Raw genomic sequence first — 20,178 nt, forward strand, 5'->3', positions numbered from 1 at the left:
CATGACTGCACTACCTACTCTTCCAACCCGCCCAGTCGTTTCAGAGGCCCCTGCCGGTTACGCCTGGTGGCGGTTCGGGCGATACAGCATTCTCGTGCATCGGCGCGCCTGGTCCAGCGGTTTCCTGTTGATTGCTGCCATGATCATTGTTAGTGGCATTAGTCTGGCATCCGGCGCAGCAGGTTTATCGCCTTGGACTGCACTGGCAGCAGCCATAGGGCAGGGCGAACCTATGCATGTATTTCTGGTACAGGAGCTGCGCCTGCAGCGGCTTATCGCAGGCTTGCTCACAGGGGCGGCCCTGGGTGTGGCCGGGTGTCTTTTGCAGACCTTGGCTCGGAATCGGCTGGCGACGCCAGGCATCATCGGAATCGACGACGGAGCTACCGCCTTTGCCGTCGCGTCGATCGTGGCAATACCAACTACGCTGGCACCTTCCGCTCTTGCACTGACCGGCGCTGCCACCGCGGCAGGGTTGGCCTTTGGCTTGAGTGGCGGTGCTGGTGCCCGAGGGTATCGCTTCATTGTAGTTGGCATCGCAGTGGGTGCGCTGTTTGGAGCACTGACCAATCTGATGCTGGCCCGTACCGACATGGATAGCGCCAACCAGGCCTATCCCTGGACAGTCGGCAGTCTCAATGCCCGCCCCGCTCAGGCAGTCTGGCTGTTGGGCATCGGTCTGCTCGCCGGTCTGCCGGTGGCCAAATACCTGGGGCGTGCGCTTACGTTGATGCGCTTTTCCGATAGCGTGGCGACGGGACTAGGCGTCCCGTTGAAGCGTATGCGGGTCATGACGCTCTTACTAACCGTTTTTCTTACGGCCCTGGCCGTAGCTGTTGTAGGGCCGGTCGGCCTGATTGCCCTGGCTGCGCCAGAGGTTGCTCGGTATCTGGTCGGTCATCAGGGCGTGCCTGTTTTCAATGCGGCCCTGGCTGGAGCCACGCTGATGAGTCTGGCGGACTGGGTAGGGCGTACGTTAATGGCGCCCATCGAGATTCCAGTAGGCGTGATCATGGCTGTTATCGGCGGCCCTTATTTATTATGGATCCTACTGCGCCCGTCTGCGCGGAGAGCACCGTGAGTCTTTTGTCTTCCTTATTAACCAACCGGCCTGACCATGAGGTGTCTCTTGCGGCTCAGTCCCTGAGTCTAGGGTATCCGGCCGTTTCCATCATTGAGAACCTGTCGCTCCATATTCCGCCGGGAAAGGTTACGGCTATCGTAGGGCCTAACGGGTGCGGCAAATCGACTTTGCTGGCCGGTCTGTCGCGCCTGCACAAGCCTAGCCAGGGTACGGTTGTGCTCAATGGCAAGGATATCAATCGACTGCCTTCGCGGCAGGTGGCACGTGAGCTGGCCCTGTTGCCTCAGGAAGCCAGCGCACCTGAAGGGCTGACTGTGGCTGAATTGATTCAGTTTGGCCGCCAGCCGCACCAGGGCATTCTTCGCCAGTGGTCGGAGGGCGACCAGGCCATTGTTGAGGCTGCATTGGCGGTTGCTGACCTTACTGGACTGGCGGACCGGCCTCTGGAATCCATGTCCGGCGGTCAGCGTCAGCGGGCCTGGATTGCTATGGCCATTGCCCAGCAGACGCCCTTGCTCCTGCTCGACGAACCAACGTCAGCGCTCGACTTGGGGCATCAGATCGAAGTGTTTGAGCTGATTCGCCAATTGGCAGCGGTAGGGAAGACTGTGGTCATGGTGGTGCATGATTTATCCAGTGCCTGTCGATATGCCGATCATCTGGTTGCGATGCAGGCGGGACGAATCGTGGCGGAAGGAGCACCCTCTAGAATCGTGACCCCAGCGTTGGTCGAGCAGCTATACGGGGTCAAGTGCATTTTGCTGGAAGACCCGCACAGCGGCACTCCTATCATCGCTGGCGTAACGCGTCTAGGTTAAAGGCCAAGCGCTTTTTTATCTCATGAGTGCCGCTCGTTATCCCAATTAGGGAACATTGATTTTTATCGGTATCATAGATTCCTTTTCCAAGGCACCGGAACCGAGCGAATCTCATGAGCGTGCAGTATCCGACCATTGCCGACTGCGTCGGCCACACCCCGCTGGTGCGTTTACAGCGTCTGCCCGGCGAAACCTCCAACACCCTTTTGGTCAAGCTGGAAGGCAACAACCCTGCCGGCTCAGTGAAGGATCGCCCGGCATTGTCGATGATCGCCCGTGCCGAAGCACGAGGCGACATCCGGCCAGGTGACACCTTGATCGAGGCCACTTCTGGTAATACCGGCATTGCTCTAGCCATGGCGGCAGCGATCAAAGGCTATCGTATGCTTCTGATCATGCCAGACAACATGAGTATCGAGCGCAAGGCTGCCATGACGGCTTATGGCGCCGAGTTGATTCTGGTTAGTCGTGAAGAAGGCATGGAAGGCGCGCGAGATTTAGCGGCGCGCATGCAGGCCGAAGGCAAGGGAAAGGTGCTCGATCAATTTGGCAATGGCGATAACCCCATTGCCCATTACACCAGTACTGGTCCGGAAATCTGGCAACAGACTGCGGGGACTATCACGCATTTCGTAAGCTCGATGGGTACGACCGGCACGATTATGGGTATGTCTCGTTACCTGAAGGAGCAGAACCCCAACGTGCAGATCGTCGGGCTGCAGCCGCAGGAAGGCTCGGCTATTCCGGGTATCCGTCGTTGGCCGCAGGAATACCTGCCAAAGATTTTTGACGCTAGCCGTGTGGATCGTGTGATCGATATGGCACAGGCTGAGGCCGAAGATGTCATGCGGCGGCTGGCCCGTGAAGAAGGTATTTTTTGCGGCGTTTCATCTGGGGGCGCTGTGGCAGCGGCTTTGCGACTATCCCAGGAAGTCGAGAATGCCGTCATCGTTGCCATCATTTGCGACCGAGGCGACCGTTACCTGTCGACCGGCGTCTACGATCCGCGCTGAGCGGAGCATTGAGTAAAGAGATTGTTATGCGTGGTGCTAAAGGGCTGCGTTTCCAGCCGAGCGGTGGTAGCCGGGCCTCATCGGTTCCGGTGGGCAAGAAGCAGCGGCTGACCATAGAAAAGCTCGCTAACGACGGACGTGGTATTGCCCATCTGGACGGACGTACCTGGTTTGTTGCAGGGGCACTGCCTACCGAGATGGTCGAAGCACGTGTGCTGTCGGCTCGCAGTCAAGTTGTCGAGGCCAGAGCCGAACGTGTGTTGTCGGCGAGTGATGAACGTTGCTTGCCGCCGTGCGCCGTGGCAGGTCGCTGTGGGGGGTGTACGCTTCAGCATATGCCCCATGAAGCACAATTGACCCTCAAGCAGCAAGCCTTGGCGGAGCAATTGCAGCGCGTGGCGGGTATTACACCTTTAGAGTGGGCGCCTCCGTTGCGAAGCTCGGAGTTTGGCTACCGACGTCGCGCTCGAATCGCTGTGCGCTGGGATACCAAGGCGCGTCGGCTCGAGGTTGGCTTTCGGGCGGCTGCCAGTCAGGACATCGTTCCGCTGGATAGCTGCGGTGTGCTGGTTGAGCCGCTACAGCCGATCGCCCAGGCCCTGCCGGTGGCCTTGGGTGCTTTGCAGATGCCCCAGGCCATTGGTCATGTGGAGTTGTTTCAAGGCACGTCGAGTGCAGTGCTGGTTCGGCTGACCCGCTCTTTGCCCTTGGCAGACACCGATAAGTTGCGCGCATTTTGCCTTTCGCATGCTGCTCAGTTGTGGTGGCAAACAGATGGTGAGCCTCAACCCGATCAGCAGGGCGCGACGCTGGGCTACCGGCTCGAGCCTTGGGACCTGACCCTGGCCTATCGACCCGGCGATTTCGTACAGGTGAATGCAGCGGTCAACGAGGCCATGATCGCTCAGGCGCTTGAATGGTTAGCGCCGGCACCGGACGAGTCAGTGCTGGACTTGTTTTGTGGGCTGGGTAATTTTGCCTTACCGATTGCTCGGCAAGTACGCGATGTCATCGGTGTAGAAGGCGTTGCTGCGATGACGGCACGGGCTACAGAGAATGCGCGAGCCAACGGCCTCGAGAATGTGCACTTTTTCCAGGCCGACCTGTCGAAGCCGCTGACCGAGGCGCCATGGCGTGATCGGGTATTCCCTTCCGTAATGCTCGATCCGCCGCGTGACGGGGCACTAGCTGTGGTCCAGCAGATGACGAAACTGGGCGCAAAGCGTGTGCTTTATGTGTCCTGCAACCCCGCTACGTTAGCGCGGGATGCGGGAGAGCTGGCTCGTCAGGGATATCAACCTGTGCGGGCTGGAATCCTTGATATGTTCCCTCAAACGGCACATGTCGAGGCTATGGTTTTGTTTGTAGCGGGGCAGGAAGCAGGCCTGGCGAAGGCATAAGAGGCAGGGTGGTGCCACGTTGTAGCGCTGGTATCGCAGAGAATGGCTGTCATGGCCTTTTACACTCTGTAAGTGATCGGTTCCACCCGGAACAGCCGTTTTCGTTTAGCCTGAGACTCGCGTAATCGGCTGGTTGAAAGACTGGCCATATTCGACGCTAGAGGGCGTCGGGGGACGTAAGATGGTACAGGTCAGAGCGCATCAACCGGTCAATAACGATGGCAGCATCAATCTCGAGGCATGGCTTGATCACGTCCAGAGCATGGACCCGAATTTCGAGCGCCAGGCCTTGCGAGACGCCTGTGAGTTCGCGCAAGCGGCCGAGGCGGACGCTGCGACGACGGAACATCTCTGGGCACCGGGTACGTCCAGTTTTCAGACCGGTTTGGAAATGGCCGAAATCCTGGCCGATCTCAAGCTCGACCAGGATTCCCTTGTTGCTGCCTTAATCTACCGTGCAGTACGGGAAGGCAAGGCTAGTCTTGAGGAGGCCGTCAAGCGTTTCGGTCCGGTTGTAGCCAAGCTGATTGAGGGCGTGCTACGCATGGCCGCCATCAGCGCGAGCCTGAGTCCGCGTCAGTCTATGGTGTTGGGTACCCAGGCCCAGGTGGATAACCTGCGGCGTATGCTGGTCGCGATGGTGGACGATGTGCGGGTCGCTCTTATCAAGCTGGCCGAGCGGACCTGTGCTATTCGGGCAGTTAAAAATGCCACCGAAGAGCGGCGCAACCGGGTGGCTCGAGAAGTCTTTGATATCTATGCGCCTCTCGCCCATCGCCTCGGTATCGGGCATATCAAGTGGGAGCTCGAGGATTTATCCTTTCGTTACCTTGAGCCGATGCAGTACAAGCAGATCGCCACATTGCTGCATGAGCGCCGCTTGGATCGCGAGCAGTACATTGCCGATGTTATGCAGCAACTCAAACAGGAGCTGGCTGCGACAGGTATCAAGGCTGATCTCAGCGGCCGCGCCAAACATATTTATTCGATTTGGCGAAAGATGCAAAAGAAGGGGCTGGATTTCAGCCAGATCTATGATGTTCGCGCCGTACGTGTGTTGGTGCCTGAAATCCGAGACTGTTACACCGCCCTGGGTATCGTACATACCTTATGGAGGCATATTCCCCGAGAGTTCGACGACTATATTGCCAATCCCAAGGAGAACGGTTACCGCTCGCTGCATACGGCAGTGATCGGGCCGGAGGGTAAAGTGCTAGAAGTTCAGATCCGTACCCATGCCATGCATGAGGAGGCGGAACTGGGCGTTTGTGCGCACTGGCGCTATAAGGGGACCGACGTTAAATCGGCTTCCAGTCATTATGAGGAAAAGATTTCCTGGTTGCGCCAGGTCCTTGAGTGGCATGAGGAGCTGGGCGACATCGGTGGGTTGGCTGAGCAGCTGCGAGTGGATATTGAGCCGGACCGGGTGTATGTGTTCACGCCGGATGGCCATGCCATCGACCTGCCCAAAGGTGCAACGCCGCTGGACTTCGCCTATCGGGTGCATACTGAAATCGGACACAACTGCCGGGGTGCGAAGATCAATGGTCGGATCGTGCCGCTCAACTATAGCCTGCAGACAGGTGAGCAGGTCGAGATCATTACCGGCAAGAATGGCTCCCCTAGTCGTGATTGGCTGAATCCCAATTTAGGCTATGTGACTACATCCCGAGCGCGGGCCAAGATTGTCCATTGGTTCAAGTTCCAGGCGCGCGATCAGAACGTGGCCGCAGGCAAGGCCATGATCGAGCGGGAACTTTTGCGACTTGGTTTGCCTCCGGTGGATTACGAGAAGCTGGCTGAAAAGATCAGTCAGCGCTCCGCCGAGGACATGCAGGCGGCATTGGGGGCTGGTGATCTACGGCTCGCCCATGTCATGCACGCTGCCCAGGAATTGGTCGAACCCGAGCGTGAAACCGATCCGCTAGAGCTCTTGCAGCGCAGGCCCAGCAGCAAGCCGGGCAAGCGTGGTGATGTTCAGATTCAAGGCGTTGGCAATCTGCTGACCCAGATTGCGGGTTGTTGTCAACCGGTACCTGGAGATTCCATCGTCGGATACATTACGTTGGGACGTGGCGTCACGATTCATCGGCAGGATTGTCAGAACGCCTTGCAACTCGCCAGCCGTGAGCCGGAGCGTATCATTCAGGTCAGCTGGGGACCGGTGCCTGTCCAGACCTATCCTGTTGATATTCTCGTCAAGGCCTATGACCGCCCCGGACTCCTGCGTGACGTGTCGCAGGTACTGCTCAACGAGCGAATCAATGTGCTTGCGGTAAATACCCGCTCCAATAAGGAAGAAAACACGGCCAATATGCTCCTGACCATTGAAATTCCAGGGCTTGATGCATTAGGTCGTTTACTGGGACGGGTCTCACAGCTGCCAAATATTATCGAGGCCCGGCGTAACCGTGCGACCTGAGTCGTGAATGACCGATGTAATCCTGTAGGGTGGGCGTAGGCTCACCCTTTTTTATAGCTGACGTTTTCGATCTCATTTGTTGAAGGACAACCTTATGTACAGCCTCGACGACCTGCTTCACCTTATGGCACGCCTGAGAGACCCTCAACATGGTTGCCCATGGGACCTGAAGCAGGATTACGCCAGTATCGTGCCGCATACGCTGGAAGAAGCCTATGAGGTGGCTGATGCCATTGAGCGCCAGGACTACACGCAACTGCGCGATGAGCTAGGCGACCTCTTGTTTCAGGTGGTCTATTACAGCCAGCTGGCCCGAGAAGAACAGCGTTTCGCCTTTGCTGAGGTCGTGGATAGTATTACGCGCAAATTGGTGCGACGTCATCCACATGTATTCCCGGACGGCGATCTGTATGGCTCGCTGGATCAGCCGCGCCTGGACGAAAAGGCCATCAAGCGGCGCTGGGAAGAAATCAAGGCGGAGGAGCGCGCCGAAAAAGCTGCGGCCCCTGAACAGTTATCCTTGCTCGATGATGTTCCAGCCGTTCTTCCCGCGCTGTCGCGTGCAGCGAAACTGCAGAAGCGGGCCGCTCAGGTTGGATTTGACTGGCCTGAAGCCGAAGCGGTGATTGGCAAGCTGCATGAGGAACTGAATGAAGTGCTGGAGGCAATGCGCGAAGGGGATCACGCCCACATTACTGAAGAAGTTGGTGATCTGCTGTTTGTCGTAGTCAATTTGGCGCGTCATCTAAAGGTTGATGCGGAAAATGCCTTGAGGGGTGCCAACGGCAAGTTCGAGCGTCGTTTTCGCTTCATTGAGCAAGCCTTGAAGGCGCAGGGTAAGCACCCTGAACATTGCAAGCTGGAAGAGTTGGACGCGTTATGGGAGGCGGCCAAGGCGGGCGAGAGGGCTGCTGCCAAAGCGTCGGATTGAACACTTTGGTAGCAGAGTTATTAGCCAAAAATCCATTGCAGGAGCGCAGCCAGCAGTAATACGGCTAATACCGGTTTAAGCACTTTGTAAGCTCTGGGATGTCGGCGTTTAAAGAGGCGGACTATGCCCCCGATGGCGTCGCCGAAGCGTTTGCTGAAGGCATAGGCTTGGTTGATGCTTCCCACGCGCTCGCCGTCAACATTCTGCGGGGTCGTGGCACTGCCCAGGAAATAACTGACGCGACGGTTCAAGGCCATCAGCAGGCGAGATCGCAAGGGGCGCTCAATATCGCAAAACAGGATGACTCGGGTCTGGTCGGTCTCGTTTTTCACCCAGTGGACAAACGTCTCGTCAAACATCACATCCTCACCGTCGCGCCAGGAATAGGGCTGGCCATCGACATAAATGCGGCAATTATCAGAGTTAGGCGTAGACAGTCCCAAGTGATAGCGCAACGAGCCTGCAAACGGATCACGATGCGGGTTGAGATGGCTACCGCCTGGCAACAGGGCGAACATGGCTCCTTTTACATTAGGAATGCTGCTAACCAGCTCAACCGTTTTAGGACATAGCGCTTGGGCTGAAGGAAGGCGCTCGCCGTACCAGGTCAGGTAAAAGCGTTTCCAGCCTTTCTTGAAGAACGAGCCGAAACCTGCATCATTATTTTTCTCGGCAGCACGGATATAACCCTCATCGAACAGGCGCATGGCCTCTTCGCGAATAGCTTCCCAGTTATCTTTGAGCACATCCAGTTCTGGAAACCGCTCCCGATCCAGATAAGGCTTTGAGGGAACGCTGGAAAACAGGTACATCAGTGAGTTATACGGAGCGAACACTGCAGAGTGATTGACTAGCTGACGCAGGAAGGGCAAGCGTGAGCGACCGCGCAGGTGTACGAACAACACGCTGGTCACGAACAGAATAAGAAGAGTTAACGTGATCATGGGCTCGGTTATCAGTAGTAATCTATTTATCAAGATAATTATTTATATATAGAAATGTCTTGCAATAAAAGGTGTAGCAGCAAGGGTTGATTATTTCACTCTATTTTTACCTTTACACTTCGCATTGCACCCTGTCGAATCCCGCGCTAACGTGTCGGACGGTTTACTGGCCTCTCCAGCAGCGGACCAGTACTATGGCTTCTTTACGGAACATGCCCGTACACCGGGCTCAGAAACGAGTTGCATCCATGAGCATGTCTTTGCGCGACCAGCTTCTCAAGGCCGGTCTTGTCAATGAAAAACAGGCCAAACAGGCCGTCAAGCAGAAGCAGAAGCAGACCCGTATGGAACATCGCGGGCAAGCAGAAAAGGATGAGTCTCAAAGACTGGCTGCGTTACAGGCCCAGGCTGAAAAGCTCGCCCGGGATCAGGAGCTCAATCGTCAACAGGAAGAGAAAAAGCGCCGCAAGGCCGAACAGGCCCAAATAAAGCAGTTGATCGAAGGCAGCCGCCTGCCCAAGCTCGAAAGCGATGATTACTATAATTTCGTAGACGAAAAGAAGGTCAAGCGCTTACCAGTCAATGCCCTGATGCGTGAAAAATTGAGCCAGGGTAGTCTGGGCATCGTACGCTATGAAGGCCGCTATGAGGTGGTTCCACGTGCTACGGCTGAGCGTATTCAAGAGCGCGATCCTAGACGTGTAGTACTGCTCAATGTTCAAAAGGAAGAGCCGGATGCTGACGATCCTTACGCGTCCTATCAGATTCCCGATGACCTGATGTGGTAATCCGGATATTTATCTCCCATGCCCGACTGTCTGCTGCGGTTGGGCCGCTGTTTGCGGCAGACGCAGCAGGAAGATGTAGCGAGCGCCTTCGAGGGTTTCGAGGGCGCTTGTAGGCTGCTATCAGATTCATAGCGGCGCCGCGTATTTCTTTTATCTAAACGATGTCAATTATCGCTATCCGTCATCATGAACAGGCGGAACACGGCGATAGTCAAGAGCAACTGCAACATACCCGATAGGCTCTGCAAGGCGATCATTACTACAGGCTCGGCCATGAAGTGGCTTGTGATCCACGCGTCCAGCATCCAGGCAGGAAGCAGCGTGACCATGATGCAGGCCAGTAGCGTCAGGAAATGCCCTCGGGTGCGCTCGAAGCTGATCCGCAAAGCCTGTAATGGTGGGAGCCCGCGAAGCACGAGCAGTGGTTCGGCAAAGGCAAATTTCACCATAATCAGAAAGCCTGGAATGATCATTAGTGAAAAGCCCAAGACGACCATGCCGGCGGTTAGACCTGCCAGGATGGCGAAGCGCGGCCACAAGCGGATCGCATCTCCCCATAGCGCTGTGATGCTAGGTACTACGCCATGGCTACGGGCGCTGAGAAACATGATCAGCGAGCCGGTATAGATTGGATAGAACAGAAGCCCGGCCAGCATTTCCCAGAGACCCGCTTCCTGACCGGCCTGCAGCATGACCTGATAGCGCACTATGCTTTCCAGAGCCAGCCAGGGTAAGCATAGGGCCAGTAACGACGTTAGATGACGGGTAAAAAAATACAGCGCATCACGAAGAATATTAAAAGGTGTCATTACGAAACATCCGGTGGAACAGGCCAGCAGTCTAGCCGATCGGCGGTAGTGAAGGGGACAGGCCGAGCTGGGTTATCAAGCAGGCCGTAGTCATCACGTTGGCATATTCATTCTGTAGATTGGACATGGCCATGGCATGAACCTCCTCCGCCTGCCGAGGTATGCCGTAGAAGTCCCGCTTGGCAAAGGTATAGCAGGCGTCCTCCGCTACCAGTGTCACAAAGCCTAGGTTACTGGCCGTGCGTGCCGTGGCCTCGACCGAATTCTCGCTGGCCGCGCCGGTGATCACGACGTGGCGGATACCGCGTACATGCAACCAGCGTTCAAGCCCGCTGTGGATAAAGGCGTCTGTCACATTTTTCTCAAATACCGCTTCACCTGCGAGAGGGCGCAGGGCTGGCTGAAAGTCGGCACCCGCTTGCCCGGGGGCAAAGACCGAGCCGGATTCGCGTGAAATATGGCGGATATGGACAACGGGCCACGCATGTAGGCGCCACGCCAGTAATAATGTCTCGATACGCTGCTCCGCCTCTGGATGGTTTCGCGGGCCCAGCGTTGGCGACAGGAGGCCTTGTTGCTGGTCGATGATCAGGAGCGCTGGTGGAGTGCTGGACATGGGAGGCTCTGGCATGCGTTTCTTGGACTGTAAGTCCATTAGGCTTTTTGTCCAAGCCTTGTCACGGATTTTAGGAACTTGGGTATTGGTCAGGGCTTCTGAAAAAAAGCCTTCTTTCAGGAGTTTTCTTTATGATCGATGAGACCGAGGCTCTTGGCGACCGCCGCCGATTTCTCCTGTATGCCGGGCAGGGCGCCGTAGCCGCCGGTATGCTCGGCCTTGCTGCCAACAGCGCTTGGGCCCAGACGAGCTCTGTACCAGACCGTGCCGGAGTGGCCGGATCCATAGAGGGTACTGGCCAGCCGGCGACACAATTGCCCAAGCCCATTACATTGCCGCACATGCAGGAAGGTAAGACCGACAAGACCGATATGCCGGTACAGCTGGGCCGTGATCAGCGGGTTGGGATCGCTGTGGTCGGCATCGGACGGCTGTCACTCGAGGAAATCCTGCCGGCGTTTGCCTCTTCCAAGCGATGCAAGGTCACGGCGCTGGTGAGTGGCGACCGAAACAAGGCCCTGCGGGTTGCCCAGATGTACAGCGTGCCGGAAAGCGGAATTTACAACTACCAGAACTTCGATCAGATCCGCGAGAACCCAGATGTGCATGCCGTCTACATTGTGCTGCCCAACAGCATGCACCATGAGTTCACCGTGCGGGCGGCCAAGGCTGGCAAGCATGTGCTGTGCGAAAAGCCGATGGCCAATTCGGTGAAGGAATGTCAGGAAATGATTGATGCCTGCGCCCAGGCCAATCGGTTATTGATGGTCGCGTACCGTATCCAGTACGAGCCGATGAATCATCAGGTGATGCGTTGGACACGTGAAGCCAAGACGTTGGGTACCATCAAGCTGATCGACATGGCCAACTGCCAGAATCAATCGAAGGAAAATGTCGATCAGTGGCGGCACAAAAAGGCCATGGCAGGTGGCGGCGCCTTGCCGGATATCGGGCTGTATTGCTTGAACACGGCGCGCTTTCTATTGGGTGAGGAGCCGGTAGAGGTGTTTGCCAGCCTATACAGCACGCCAGGCGATCCGCGCTTCAAGGAAGTCGAGGAAGCCATGCTGTGGCAGATGCGTTTCCCCAGCGGGGTACGTGTGCAATGCACGACCAGCTATGCCACGTTCAATTCCAAGCGCTATCGGGTGATCGGCGAGCAAGGCTGGGCGGAGATGGACCCGGCCTTTTCCTATCGCAACCTGCAACTCAAGCGCAGCCGCCTGGGGGAAGACACGTCTGAATTCACCGCGCCGGTCATCGAACAGATCAATGCGCCCGAGAAAAATCAGTTCGCTCTGGAAATGGATCATTTCGCTGAGTGCGTGGTAACCGGAAAGAAACCGTATACGCCCGGCGAAGAGGGTTTGCAGGATCAGCGGATCATGGAGGCCCTGTACGAATCTGCCCGAACCGGGCGGCCTGTCAGGCTGGACGAAATCAAGGAGCAGGATGCCTTTCGGGGAACGCCGCCCAGCCAGGAGGGTTCGAGCTGAATCGATTCTGAATGGCCAGTATGAGGACTTGAAATCAGCCGGAACAGAGGGCATTTAATAGCCTGTTGCCCAACAAGGGCATCAGCAGCTAAACAAACAGATTTCGCGAACACCTGTGCAGGTTTACGGCGCCTGGGTTTTCGTTTATTGGCCGTCCTTAGGGGGTCACATGCAATCCGAAGAGAAACAACTGATCGAAGGCCTTTTCACACGTCTCAAAGAGGCTGAAGCTCAAACGGCTCCGCGTGATCAGCAGGCAGATGCGTATATTCAAGAGCGCCTACAGGCTCAGCCAGCAGCACCGTATTACATGGCACAAGTCATCCTGATCCAGGAGGCCACGCTCAAGCGACTCGACCAGCGGGTTCGTGAGCTGGAGTCACAGGTGGCGCAGTTGCAGCAGAGCCGTCCGAGCAGCGGTGGGTTCCTGTCCAATCTGTTCGGTGGCGGAAGTTCGCAGCCGCAGCCCGTCAGGCCTTCAGCGTCGACAGCTCCTGCCCGGGGAGGCTGGAACGAACCGGGGCCGCGCCAGGCGCCTTCATACGGCCAAGGGTATGGTCAAGGGTTCGGGCAAAACGCAGGCTATGGTGCTGCGCCGTCACGCTCGGGTGGTTTTCTTGCAGGTGCCATGCAGACAGCTGTTGGAGTTGCGGGCGGTATGCTCCTGGCGGAAACCATTTCCAATATGTTCCATGACTCGCCCGAGGAGGTGGCTAGCGCAATCCAGGAGGACGCGGCTGCTACGGCTGCAGCAGATACAGGTGCGCAGGATTCAGGTTTTGCTGAGGCTAGCGACACAGGCACTTATGATGCAGGCTACGATGACAGTGGGTTCCAGCAGGCCGATTACGGTAGCGATGATTCCGGCTTCTTTGATGGCGGGGACGATGACCAATTTGTCTAAAGAAGGCTCTAAGCGTCTCGCTTAAACTGAGCATTAAGCGATAAAGGCAGGCTTTTGGCTGCCTTTATCGTTTCCAATGGCCTATTCTGTTTAAGATTGTATGAAGGGCGAACGGAGTCGCGTTGTAAAAGCCGGTCTCATGGCATCGACCCGTAGGAGCGTTGTGAAGAAAATCGCCGTATTCGTTGACGTACAGAATATCTATTATACGGTTCGCCAAATTCATGGCTGCCACTTTCACTATGCCAATTTCCTTAAGGAAATCATGCAGCGCGGTTCCCTTGCCCAAGCCACGGCCTATGCCATTGAGCGGGGCGATGCCCGGCAGAAACAATTCCAGCAGATCCTGCGTAATCTGGGATTCAACGTAAAGCTGAAGCCCTATATCCAGCGCAGCGATGGATCAGCCAAAGGCGATTGGGACGTAGGAATCACTATTGATGTGCTGGACGCTGCGCCGCAGGTGGATGAAATCATCCTGGCCTCCGGGGACGGGGACTTTGATCTTCTCCTTGCCAAAGTTCGCAGTGTTTACGGCACCCATACCCGCGTTTATGGCGCGCCGGGCCTGACAGCCCACGCGTTGATTCGAGCCGCTGATGATTATGTGCCTATCGAAGAAACGCTGCTCTTGCGTTGAACGGACCGTTCAGGCGATTGCAAGGAGGCCGGTATGGTGCGTTCGAACGGTGTGGAAAGGATCATCGAGGTCTTGCTCATGCCGTACTGCATCAGCCGGTCGATCAAGGCTTCGAGTTCCAGCATGTCGGCCACCGCTGCTTTAAGCATGACACACGCTTCGCCAGTAACCCGGTAGCAGGCAGTCAATTGCGGAATGGTGGCCAGTTCCGCAAGTAGCCGTTCATTACTGGTGCGATGTAACGTCAGGGCGATCAGGCACTCGATAGGTTGCCCTAACGCTTTCAGGTTAACGGCGGCGTGATAACCCGTAATGATGCCACTGGCTTCGAGTTTAGCGACGCGCTCGGCAACAGCAGGGGGCGAAAGGTTGACGCGACGGGCCAGTTCGGCAAACGAGGCGCGACCGTTTTCCAGCAAGGCGCTGACGATTTGACGATCATAATAGTCCATTTAGAGCCTCCTAAAGAGAAGGGCGCTTTCGAAACGAAGGCATAGCGTGTTTATTTTGATGGATTCGAAAGCATAGCCTGCAAAGTAGATCTGGGTCGGCATTAACTATGTGTAATCGCCTTCATAAAATACAGCTTTAACCTGTCGAGTCCTGATCATGCTCTCCGAGTCACGTCGCTCCTTGTTCTTGCTCGTCTGCGCCTTTTTCGCCTTGTATGTTATCTGGGGATCGACTTATCTGGTCATTCGTATCGGGGTGGAGTCATGGCCGCCCATGTTGATGGCAGGGCTACGCTTCATAATCGCCGGTATCCTGATGTTTGTCTGGCAGATCGCCCGGGGAGCGCCGTTACCTACCGGGCGAGAGTGGCTGGCAGGCGGTGCGGTCGGCTTTTTGTTGCTCAGCTGTGGAAATGGCGGTGTGACGCTGGCGGAACATTGGGGCGTAGCATCCGGCGTGGCGGCGTTGGCCATCGCGACCGTACCCCTGTTTACCTTGTGCTTTGGTTTGTTCTGGGGACACCCTGCGTCTCGGCTGGAGTGGGCCGGAATCGGATTAGGACTGGTGGGGATTTTGTTGCTTAACCTGGGCGATAACATGCGGACCAGCCCTGCGGGTGCGTTGCTCATTCTTTTCGCCGCGGCTAGTTGGGCCTTCGGCTCGGTTTGGAGCCGACGTCTGCCGCTGCCGGCCGGGCCGATGGCTAGTGCCGTGGAAATGATCGTTGGAGGATGTATCTTGTTGCTGGGTAGCCGTCTGAGTGGTGAGCCGCTTAGTCTGCCCGCTTCATCGAGCGGCTGGCTGGTCTTGGCATATCTGGTCTTACTTGGATCCATCGTGGCATTTAGTGCCTATATGTACTTGCTCAAGCATGTCCGCCCTGCTGCGGCTACCAGCTATGCCTATGTCAATCCGGTTGTGGCCGTGCTGCTGGGTATCCTGTTTGCTGGCGAGACAATTGGTCAGGAGGAGTGGCTGGCTATGCTGGTTATCGTGGCCGCCGTGTTGCTGGTCAACCTGCCACAATGGGGCTTTGGCAAAAGTAAGGTTGCTGTCGCAGAGCAGGCCTGACGAGCCAGCCACGACGGGCGGCGGCGCTGGTTAGAGCGGAATACTCGACGCGTCTCACTGCGCCCCCTAGAATTCCGCACTTTTACTCTAGCGGTTGATTGTCATGACGTTTGCCGAGCTCGGCCTGATCGAACCTTTATTGCGTGCGCTCGAGGCGCTGGAGCATTCCATCCCGACGCCGATTCAGGCGCAGGCGATTCCTGCCGTGCTTAAGGGGCGCGACCTGCTGGCGGCCGCGCAAACCGGCACCGGTAAAACGGCCGGTTTCGCATTGCCACTGTTGCAGCGTCTGGCTCAGGAGGGGCCGGCGGTAGGGGCCAATCGTATCCGCGCGCTAATCCTTGTTCCGACGCGTGAACTGGCGGAGCAGGTGCATACGAGCGTACAAGATTATGCCCAGCACCTGCCGCTGCGTACGGCAGTGGTATATGGCGGCGTCAGCATCAATCCGCAAATGATGAAATTGCGTAAGGGCGTAGACGTGCTGGTGGCCACGCCTGGGCGGCTGCTGGATCTGTTCAATCAGAACGCGGTGCGTTTTGATCAGGTACAGGCTCTGGTGCTGGACGAGGCTGACCGGATGCTTGACCTGGGCTTTGCCCGTGAGCTGAGCGATCTGTTCATCATGCTGCCGCAGCGCCGGCAGACCCTGCTGTTTTCCGCCACCTTTTCCGAGGCCATTCGCCAGCTGGCCAAGCCGCTATTGCGCGAGCCGCTGACCATCGACATCAGTCCTCGCAACACGACCACCCGTAGCGTGAAGCAATGGCTTATTCCAGTTGATAAGAAACGCAAGACCGAGCTGCTCTGTTATCTGTTAGCGGAAAAGCGCTGGTCGCAGGTGCTGGTGTTTGCGAAGACCCGCAAGGGTGTCGATCAGCTGGTGGAAACCCTTGAGCAGCAAGGCATTCGTGCTGATTCGATTCATGGCGACAAGCCTCAGCCGGCCCGCTTGCGGGCATTGGAGCGATTCAAGGCGGGCGAGGTGGATATTTTGGTGGCGACCGATGTGGCAGCGCGAGGCCTGGATATCCAGGATCTGCCTATCGTGGTCAACCTGGATCTGCCGATTGTGGCGGAAGATTATGTACATCGAATCGGCCGTACCGGGCGGGCGGGTGCTACCGGCTCGGCTATTTCATTGGTCGCAGCCGATGAGGTTAATTATCTGGCGGCAATCGAAACCTTGATTGGCCAGACAATTTCCCGCCGTGACGAGCCGGATTTCATTCCAGAGCATCGTGTTCCTCAAACAGGGCCAGGCGGCATCGTGCTGAAAAAGCCAAAGAAGCCCAAAAAGCCCAAAGTGAACACGGTAGGCGATGCAAAGCGTGACAAGCCTCTAGGCCGCTGGGTCGAAAATGATAAGCCGGCCGTCAAAGCAATTCGCCGAGCACCGGGATTCGGCAAGAAAAAGTAAACAAGGTATGGCCCGCTTCCTGATGCAGGGGCGGGCCGTCGGATCAAGCCGCTTTGCGTGCTGCGGTCAATTCCTGCTTGAGCGACTTCTTGCGCTCCTGCATTTGTGTACCTAGGGTATCCAGCTGAGACCCGAGTAATGCTTGGGCATCTTTGAACATTTCTTCCTCTTCTTCCTCGATGTGATGTTCGAGAAGCTCTTTCACCACTTTTACCCGACCTGAAAATTCGAGGCTGTCCGGAGCTGTTGCCTTGATATGCGGCAATACCAAAGAGTCGACAGCGCGATGCTCCTCGATAGCTTCGTAGTACATCTTGGCTTCCTCTTTCTTGCCCGCTGATTTGAATGCGGGATAGAGGATTTCCTCTTCGATGTGCGTGTGCAGGGTCAGTTCGGTCTCTAGTTTCTGAACCAGTTCCTGGCGCTTTTTAACGGCGCGTTCGCTGGTATTGGTGAGCTGTTCGAGGATATCGAGGATGACTTTATGATCGTTCTTTAACAGTTCGATGGCGTTCATGGTCAGGCTCTCTTATCGGGTGGCTATCACGGTAAGCCTCGTAGCGGGCTCTATAAGAGCTGACCATGGCGGCACTCGGGCGGTTCGTCGCATCCGATCGGAGGAGTGTGACGAAATGCTCAACTGCCGCTCTTTTCAAGCCATGTTCTTTTTAACTTATTCAGCGACGTACCAGCCAGGCGGCGGCTCCCTGGCCTGCGATACGTCCTGTCGCAAAGCATGCCGTCAGCAAATAGCCTCCTGTTGGCGCTTCCCAGTCCAGCATTTCGCCAGCACAAAAAACGCCGGGTAGTGCATTCAGCATTAACTGCTTGTCGAGCGCCTCGAACGGGATGCCGCCTGCCGTACTGATGGCTTCGGCCAAGGGGCGAGGGCGAGCGACTGTCAGGGCGAGCGCCTTGATCGTTTGAGCAAGGCGGCTCATATCCTGAAAAGCATCTGCCGGTGCCAACTCGCGCAGCAGAGCCGAGCGCGCACCTTCCAGGCCAGCTTGGGTACGCAGGTGATTGGCCATGGATTTGCCGCCCCGCGGTTTGTTTAGGGCTTTAGTCAGTGCATGCAGGTCTTTGGTGGGAGCCAGGTCCAGGTGGATCGTAGCGGAACCGTCGCACAGCAACCTTGTGCGGATGTCTGCTGACAAGGCATAGATCAGACTGCCTTCGATACCGGTCTCGGTCAGGACAAATTCGCCTTGGCGGCTCGTGCCGTCAGGGAGAGTGATGGAGACAGGTTTTATAGGCGCACCGGAAAACCGGGTACGCAAGTGCTCACTCCAGGCCGCTACTTCAAAGCCGCAATTGGCAGGTTGAAGCGGGGCGAGGGTGATTCCGCGTGCGTTGAGCAGTGCAGTCCAGGAACCGTCCGAACCCAGGCGAGGCCAACTGGCACCGCCTAAAGCCAGGATGCAGGCTTCGGCCTGGACAGTGAACTCTCCGGTGGGCGTCTGGAAGCGCAGGGCGCCTTCAGCCGACCAGCCGAGCCACCGATGACGGGTATGCAGGCGTACACCGGATTCACGCAGCCGATGCAGCCAGGCCCGCAGGAGCGGGGCGGCCTTCATGTCGGTTGGAAAAACGCGGCCCGAGGTGCCGACAAACGTCTCGATGCCCAGGCCATGAATCCACTCGCGCAAGGCTTCGCTGTCAAATCGGTCCAGTATGGGCGTTAAGTCTGCTTCCCGCTCGCGATAGCGTGCACGAAAGTCCGGCTGTGGCTCTGAGTGCGTGATGTTCATGCCACCAACCCCCGCCAGCAGGAATTTGCGACCTACCGAGGGCATGGCGTCGTAGACATCTACCGCTATGCCGGCATTGGCCAGGACTTCAGCCGCCATAAGGCCAGCAGGGCCGCCACCAATGACTACAACGGAACGGGAGAGAGATGCGCTAGGGTGAGACATGACAGCCATCGCCAGAAGAAAAGCGGCCTAGTTTACCGCGAAGCGAGAGGAGAATTGCGCCATGATCCGCTTCAATAGCGGTATGGCTTTTGCGTCGTTCAACTCTTTCTGTAACGGAGCGGTAGGCATGGGACCTCAAGTAGACCCGGTAGAAACGGACACGAAACATCCTGAGCAGACCTCTGTGGTTATTATCGGAGGCGGAATCGCCGGTACCAGCGCCGCGCTCTGGCTGGCTCGACAGGGAATTCCAACGATATTGTGCGAAAAGGGCCATATTGCTGGCGAGCAAAGCAGCCGTAACTGGGGATGGGTTCGCAAGCTGTACCGCGACCCCCGTGAGATCCCGCTGGCAGTAGAAGCGCTGCGCCTGTGGGAAGGCTTGAATGAAATTGTCGAAGCCGAAACAGGATTTCGTCGCTCCGGCATTTTGTTTTCCGCCGAGTCGGAAGCGGAAGCCTTGGACTATGAACGCTGGATAGCTCTGGCGCGACCCCAGAATGTTGACGTGTATATGGTGGCCGGGCGTGAACTGGACGCGCTGCTGCCCAGCGGTCAAACGGCGTGGAAAAGTGGTATTTATTGCCCTACCGATGGGCGCGCCGAGCCCCAGAAAGCGGCACCGGCTATTGCACGGGCAGCCCAGCGAGCAGGTGCAATTATTCTGACTGGCTGCGCCGTACGCGGCCTGGAGCGATCGGCCGGACGGATCAGCGCCGTCGTGACGGAACGAGGCCGTATTGCTTGTGAGGCGGTTGTTCTGGCGGGCGGAGCCTGGTCGAGCCGCTTCTTGAAAGACCTGGGCGTGCGTCTGCCACAGTTGAAAGTACGTAACAGTGTGCTGCGAACCGCTCCGCTCGAAGGAGGGCCTGACTGCACGTTATGGACGCAGCAGGCCGCCTTTCGCAAGCGTTTGGACGGGGGCTATACCATCGCCAACGGCAGCGTGAACATCGCCTCGCTGGTCCCGGACAGCTTTCGTTTCTTTATGGATTTTCTGCCTACACTCAAGACGGAGTGGTCCAGCCTGCGGTTGCGTCTGGATGAGCGCTTCCGGCAGGAATGGGAAGAAGGCAAAACGGTGCCGCTTGATCAGGTATCGCCCTACGAGCGTATGCGGGTGCTTGATCCGGAGCCGGATCTAAAACAGAGCCAAGCGGCCTTGAATGAGCTGATTCGGCAGTTTCCCGTCTTTTCCCAGGCCCATATCGTTCAGCATTGGGCGGGGCTTATCGATGTGACCCCTGATGCGGTGCCAGTGATTTCGCCAATCGATAGCGTACCGGGATTGATTGTGGCGACAGGATTGTCGGGCCATGGGTTTGGGGTTGGGCCGGCGGTGGGGCAGTTGGCGGCTGATTTGGTTACCGGCGCACCGCCCATTGTTGACCCTTACGCGTTTCGCTTTTCGCGCTTTACGGATGGATCCAAGCCTAGACCTATGAAGCTGTAA

At 57.0% G+C, this 20,178-nt stretch carries 19 protein-coding genes; 13 read left to right on the forward strand and 6 right to left on the reverse strand.

All coding sequences use genetic code 11. The features are described 5' to 3' along the window. Position 1 precedes the first annotated feature (1 nt). From IQ22_RS07280 to mazG, 6 genes are all read left to right on the forward strand, one after another. Complete coding sequence (locus IQ22_RS07280) at positions 2–1,081, forward strand: FecCD family ABC transporter permease (RefSeq protein ID WP_145140260.1); 1,080 nt, start codon at positions 2–4, stop codon at positions 1,079–1,081. After that, positions 1,078–1,902, forward strand: coding sequence for an ABC transporter ATP-binding protein (locus tag IQ22_RS07285; protein ID WP_244309002.1), 825 nt, complete (start codon positions 1,078–1,080; stop codon positions 1,900–1,902). Before IQ22_RS07280 ends, IQ22_RS07285 begins: the two co-directional genes overlap by 4 nt. A gap of 113 nt (positions 1,903–2,015) precedes the next feature. Beyond that, on the forward strand, positions 2,016–2,915 hold the full coding sequence (cysM, locus tag IQ22_RS07290; RefSeq protein WP_145140266.1) for a cysteine synthase CysM: 900 nt from the start codon (positions 2,016–2,018) through the stop codon (positions 2,913–2,915). A 26-nt stretch (positions 2,916–2,941) separates the two neighbouring features. Further along, complete coding sequence (rlmD, locus tag IQ22_RS07295) at positions 2,942–4,315, forward strand: 23S rRNA (uracil(1939)-C(5))-methyltransferase RlmD (protein ID WP_145140269.1); 1,374 nt, start codon at positions 2,942–2,944, stop codon at positions 4,313–4,315. A gap of 181 nt (positions 4,316–4,496) precedes the next feature. After that, positions 4,497–6,737 (forward strand): GTP diphosphokinase, encoded by a 2,241-nt coding sequence (gene relA / locus IQ22_RS07300; protein ID WP_145140272.1) that lies wholly within the window; start codon positions 4,497–4,499, stop codon positions 6,735–6,737. A gap of 94 nt (positions 6,738–6,831) precedes the next feature. Further along, entirely contained in the window at positions 6,832–7,668 is an 837-nt protein-coding gene (mazG, locus tag IQ22_RS07305; protein ID WP_145140274.1) for a nucleoside triphosphate pyrophosphohydrolase, read from the forward strand. A 20-nt stretch (positions 7,669–7,688) separates the two neighbouring features. On the opposite strand, the gene IQ22_RS07310 is transcribed toward mazG, so the two are convergent. Continuing rightward, positions 7,689–8,612: an aspartyl/asparaginyl beta-hydroxylase domain-containing protein gene (locus IQ22_RS07310; RefSeq protein WP_145140277.1), complete on the reverse strand. Its 924-nt coding sequence runs from the start codon at positions 8,610–8,612 to the stop codon at positions 7,689–7,691. Between the two features lie 248 nt (positions 8,613–8,860). Here IQ22_RS07310 and IQ22_RS07315 point away from each other — a divergent pair, with 248 nt between their 5' ends. Beyond that, on the forward strand, positions 8,861–9,400 hold the full coding sequence (locus IQ22_RS07315; RefSeq protein ID WP_145140280.1) for a DUF2058 domain-containing protein: 540 nt from the start codon (positions 8,861–8,863) through the stop codon (positions 9,398–9,400). 164 nt (positions 9,401–9,564) lie between these two features. Here IQ22_RS07315 and IQ22_RS07320 read toward each other — a convergent pair whose 3' ends face one another. Both IQ22_RS07320 and IQ22_RS07325 read right to left on the reverse strand, forming a co-directional pair. Further along, positions 9,565–10,209: a YciC family protein gene (locus IQ22_RS07320; protein ID WP_145140283.1), complete on the reverse strand. Its 645-nt coding sequence runs from the start codon at positions 10,207–10,209 to the stop codon at positions 9,565–9,567. Positions 10,210–10,240: 31 nt separating this feature from the next. After that, positions 10,241–10,825: a cysteine hydrolase family protein gene (locus IQ22_RS07325; RefSeq protein ID WP_145140286.1), complete on the reverse strand. Its 585-nt coding sequence runs from the start codon at positions 10,823–10,825 to the stop codon at positions 10,241–10,243. Positions 10,826–10,956: 131 nt separating this feature from the next. Here IQ22_RS07325 and IQ22_RS07330 point away from each other — a divergent pair, with 131 nt between their 5' ends. The 3 genes from IQ22_RS07330 (at position 10,957) to IQ22_RS07340 (ending at position 13,865) form a co-directional block, all read left to right on the forward strand. Beyond that, positions 10,957–12,321: a Gfo/Idh/MocA family protein gene (locus IQ22_RS07330; RefSeq protein WP_145140289.1), complete on the forward strand. Its 1,365-nt coding sequence runs from the start codon at positions 10,957–10,959 to the stop codon at positions 12,319–12,321. Between the two features lie 169 nt (positions 12,322–12,490). Further along, positions 12,491–13,225, forward strand: a complete 735-nt coding sequence (locus tag IQ22_RS07335; RefSeq protein WP_145140292.1) for a DUF2076 domain-containing protein — start codon at positions 12,491–12,493, stop codon at positions 13,223–13,225. A gap of 139 nt (positions 13,226–13,364) precedes the next feature. After that, the gene (locus IQ22_RS07340) at positions 13,365–13,865 is read left to right on the forward strand and encodes a LabA-like NYN domain-containing protein (protein ID WP_208733615.1); all 501 of its coding nucleotides are present in this window, start codon (positions 13,365–13,367) and stop codon (positions 13,863–13,865) included. On the opposite strand, the gene IQ22_RS07345 is transcribed toward IQ22_RS07340, so the two are convergent. After that, a complete protein-coding gene (locus IQ22_RS07345) occupies positions 13,829–14,317 on the reverse strand; it encodes an Lrp/AsnC family transcriptional regulator (protein ID WP_145140298.1) in 489 nt (162 codons plus the stop codon). The two genes, IQ22_RS07340 and IQ22_RS07345, sit on opposite strands and share 37 nt — an antisense overlap. A gap of 157 nt (positions 14,318–14,474) precedes the next feature. On the opposite strand from IQ22_RS07345, the gene yedA reads away from it, so the two are divergent. Together yedA and rhlE1 are read left to right on the forward strand one after the other, a co-directional pair. Further along, positions 14,475–15,389, forward strand: a complete 915-nt coding sequence (gene yedA / locus IQ22_RS07350; RefSeq protein WP_145140301.1) for a drug/metabolite exporter YedA — start codon at positions 14,475–14,477, stop codon at positions 15,387–15,389. Positions 15,390–15,492: 103 nt separating this feature from the next. Continuing rightward, positions 15,493–16,809: an RNA helicase RhlE1 gene (gene rhlE1 / locus IQ22_RS07355; RefSeq protein WP_145140304.1), complete on the forward strand. Its 1,317-nt coding sequence runs from the start codon at positions 15,493–15,495 to the stop codon at positions 16,807–16,809. Between the two features lie 43 nt (positions 16,810–16,852). On the opposite strand, the gene IQ22_RS07360 is transcribed toward rhlE1, so the two are convergent. Beyond that, the gene (locus IQ22_RS07360; RefSeq protein WP_145140307.1) at positions 16,853–17,326 is read right to left on the reverse strand and encodes a PA2171 family ribosome-binding persister protein; all 474 of its coding nucleotides are present in this window, start codon (positions 17,324–17,326) and stop codon (positions 16,853–16,855) included. A gap of 160 nt (positions 17,327–17,486) precedes the next feature. Beyond that, complete coding sequence (locus tag IQ22_RS07365; protein ID WP_145140310.1) at positions 17,487–18,725, reverse strand: BaiN/RdsA family NAD(P)/FAD-dependent oxidoreductase; 1,239 nt, start codon at positions 18,723–18,725, stop codon at positions 17,487–17,489. A 61-nt stretch (positions 18,726–18,786) separates the two neighbouring features. Between IQ22_RS07365 and IQ22_RS07370 the strand changes: the two genes are divergently transcribed. Further along, entirely contained in the window at positions 18,787–20,178 is a 1,392-nt protein-coding gene (locus tag IQ22_RS07370) for an NAD(P)/FAD-dependent oxidoreductase (RefSeq protein WP_208733616.1), read from the forward strand.

The sequence above is a fragment of the Pseudomonas duriflava genome, from assembly GCF_007830155.1.
Classification (GTDB): domain Bacteria; phylum Pseudomonadota; class Gammaproteobacteria; order Pseudomonadales; family Pseudomonadaceae; genus Chryseomonas; species Chryseomonas duriflava.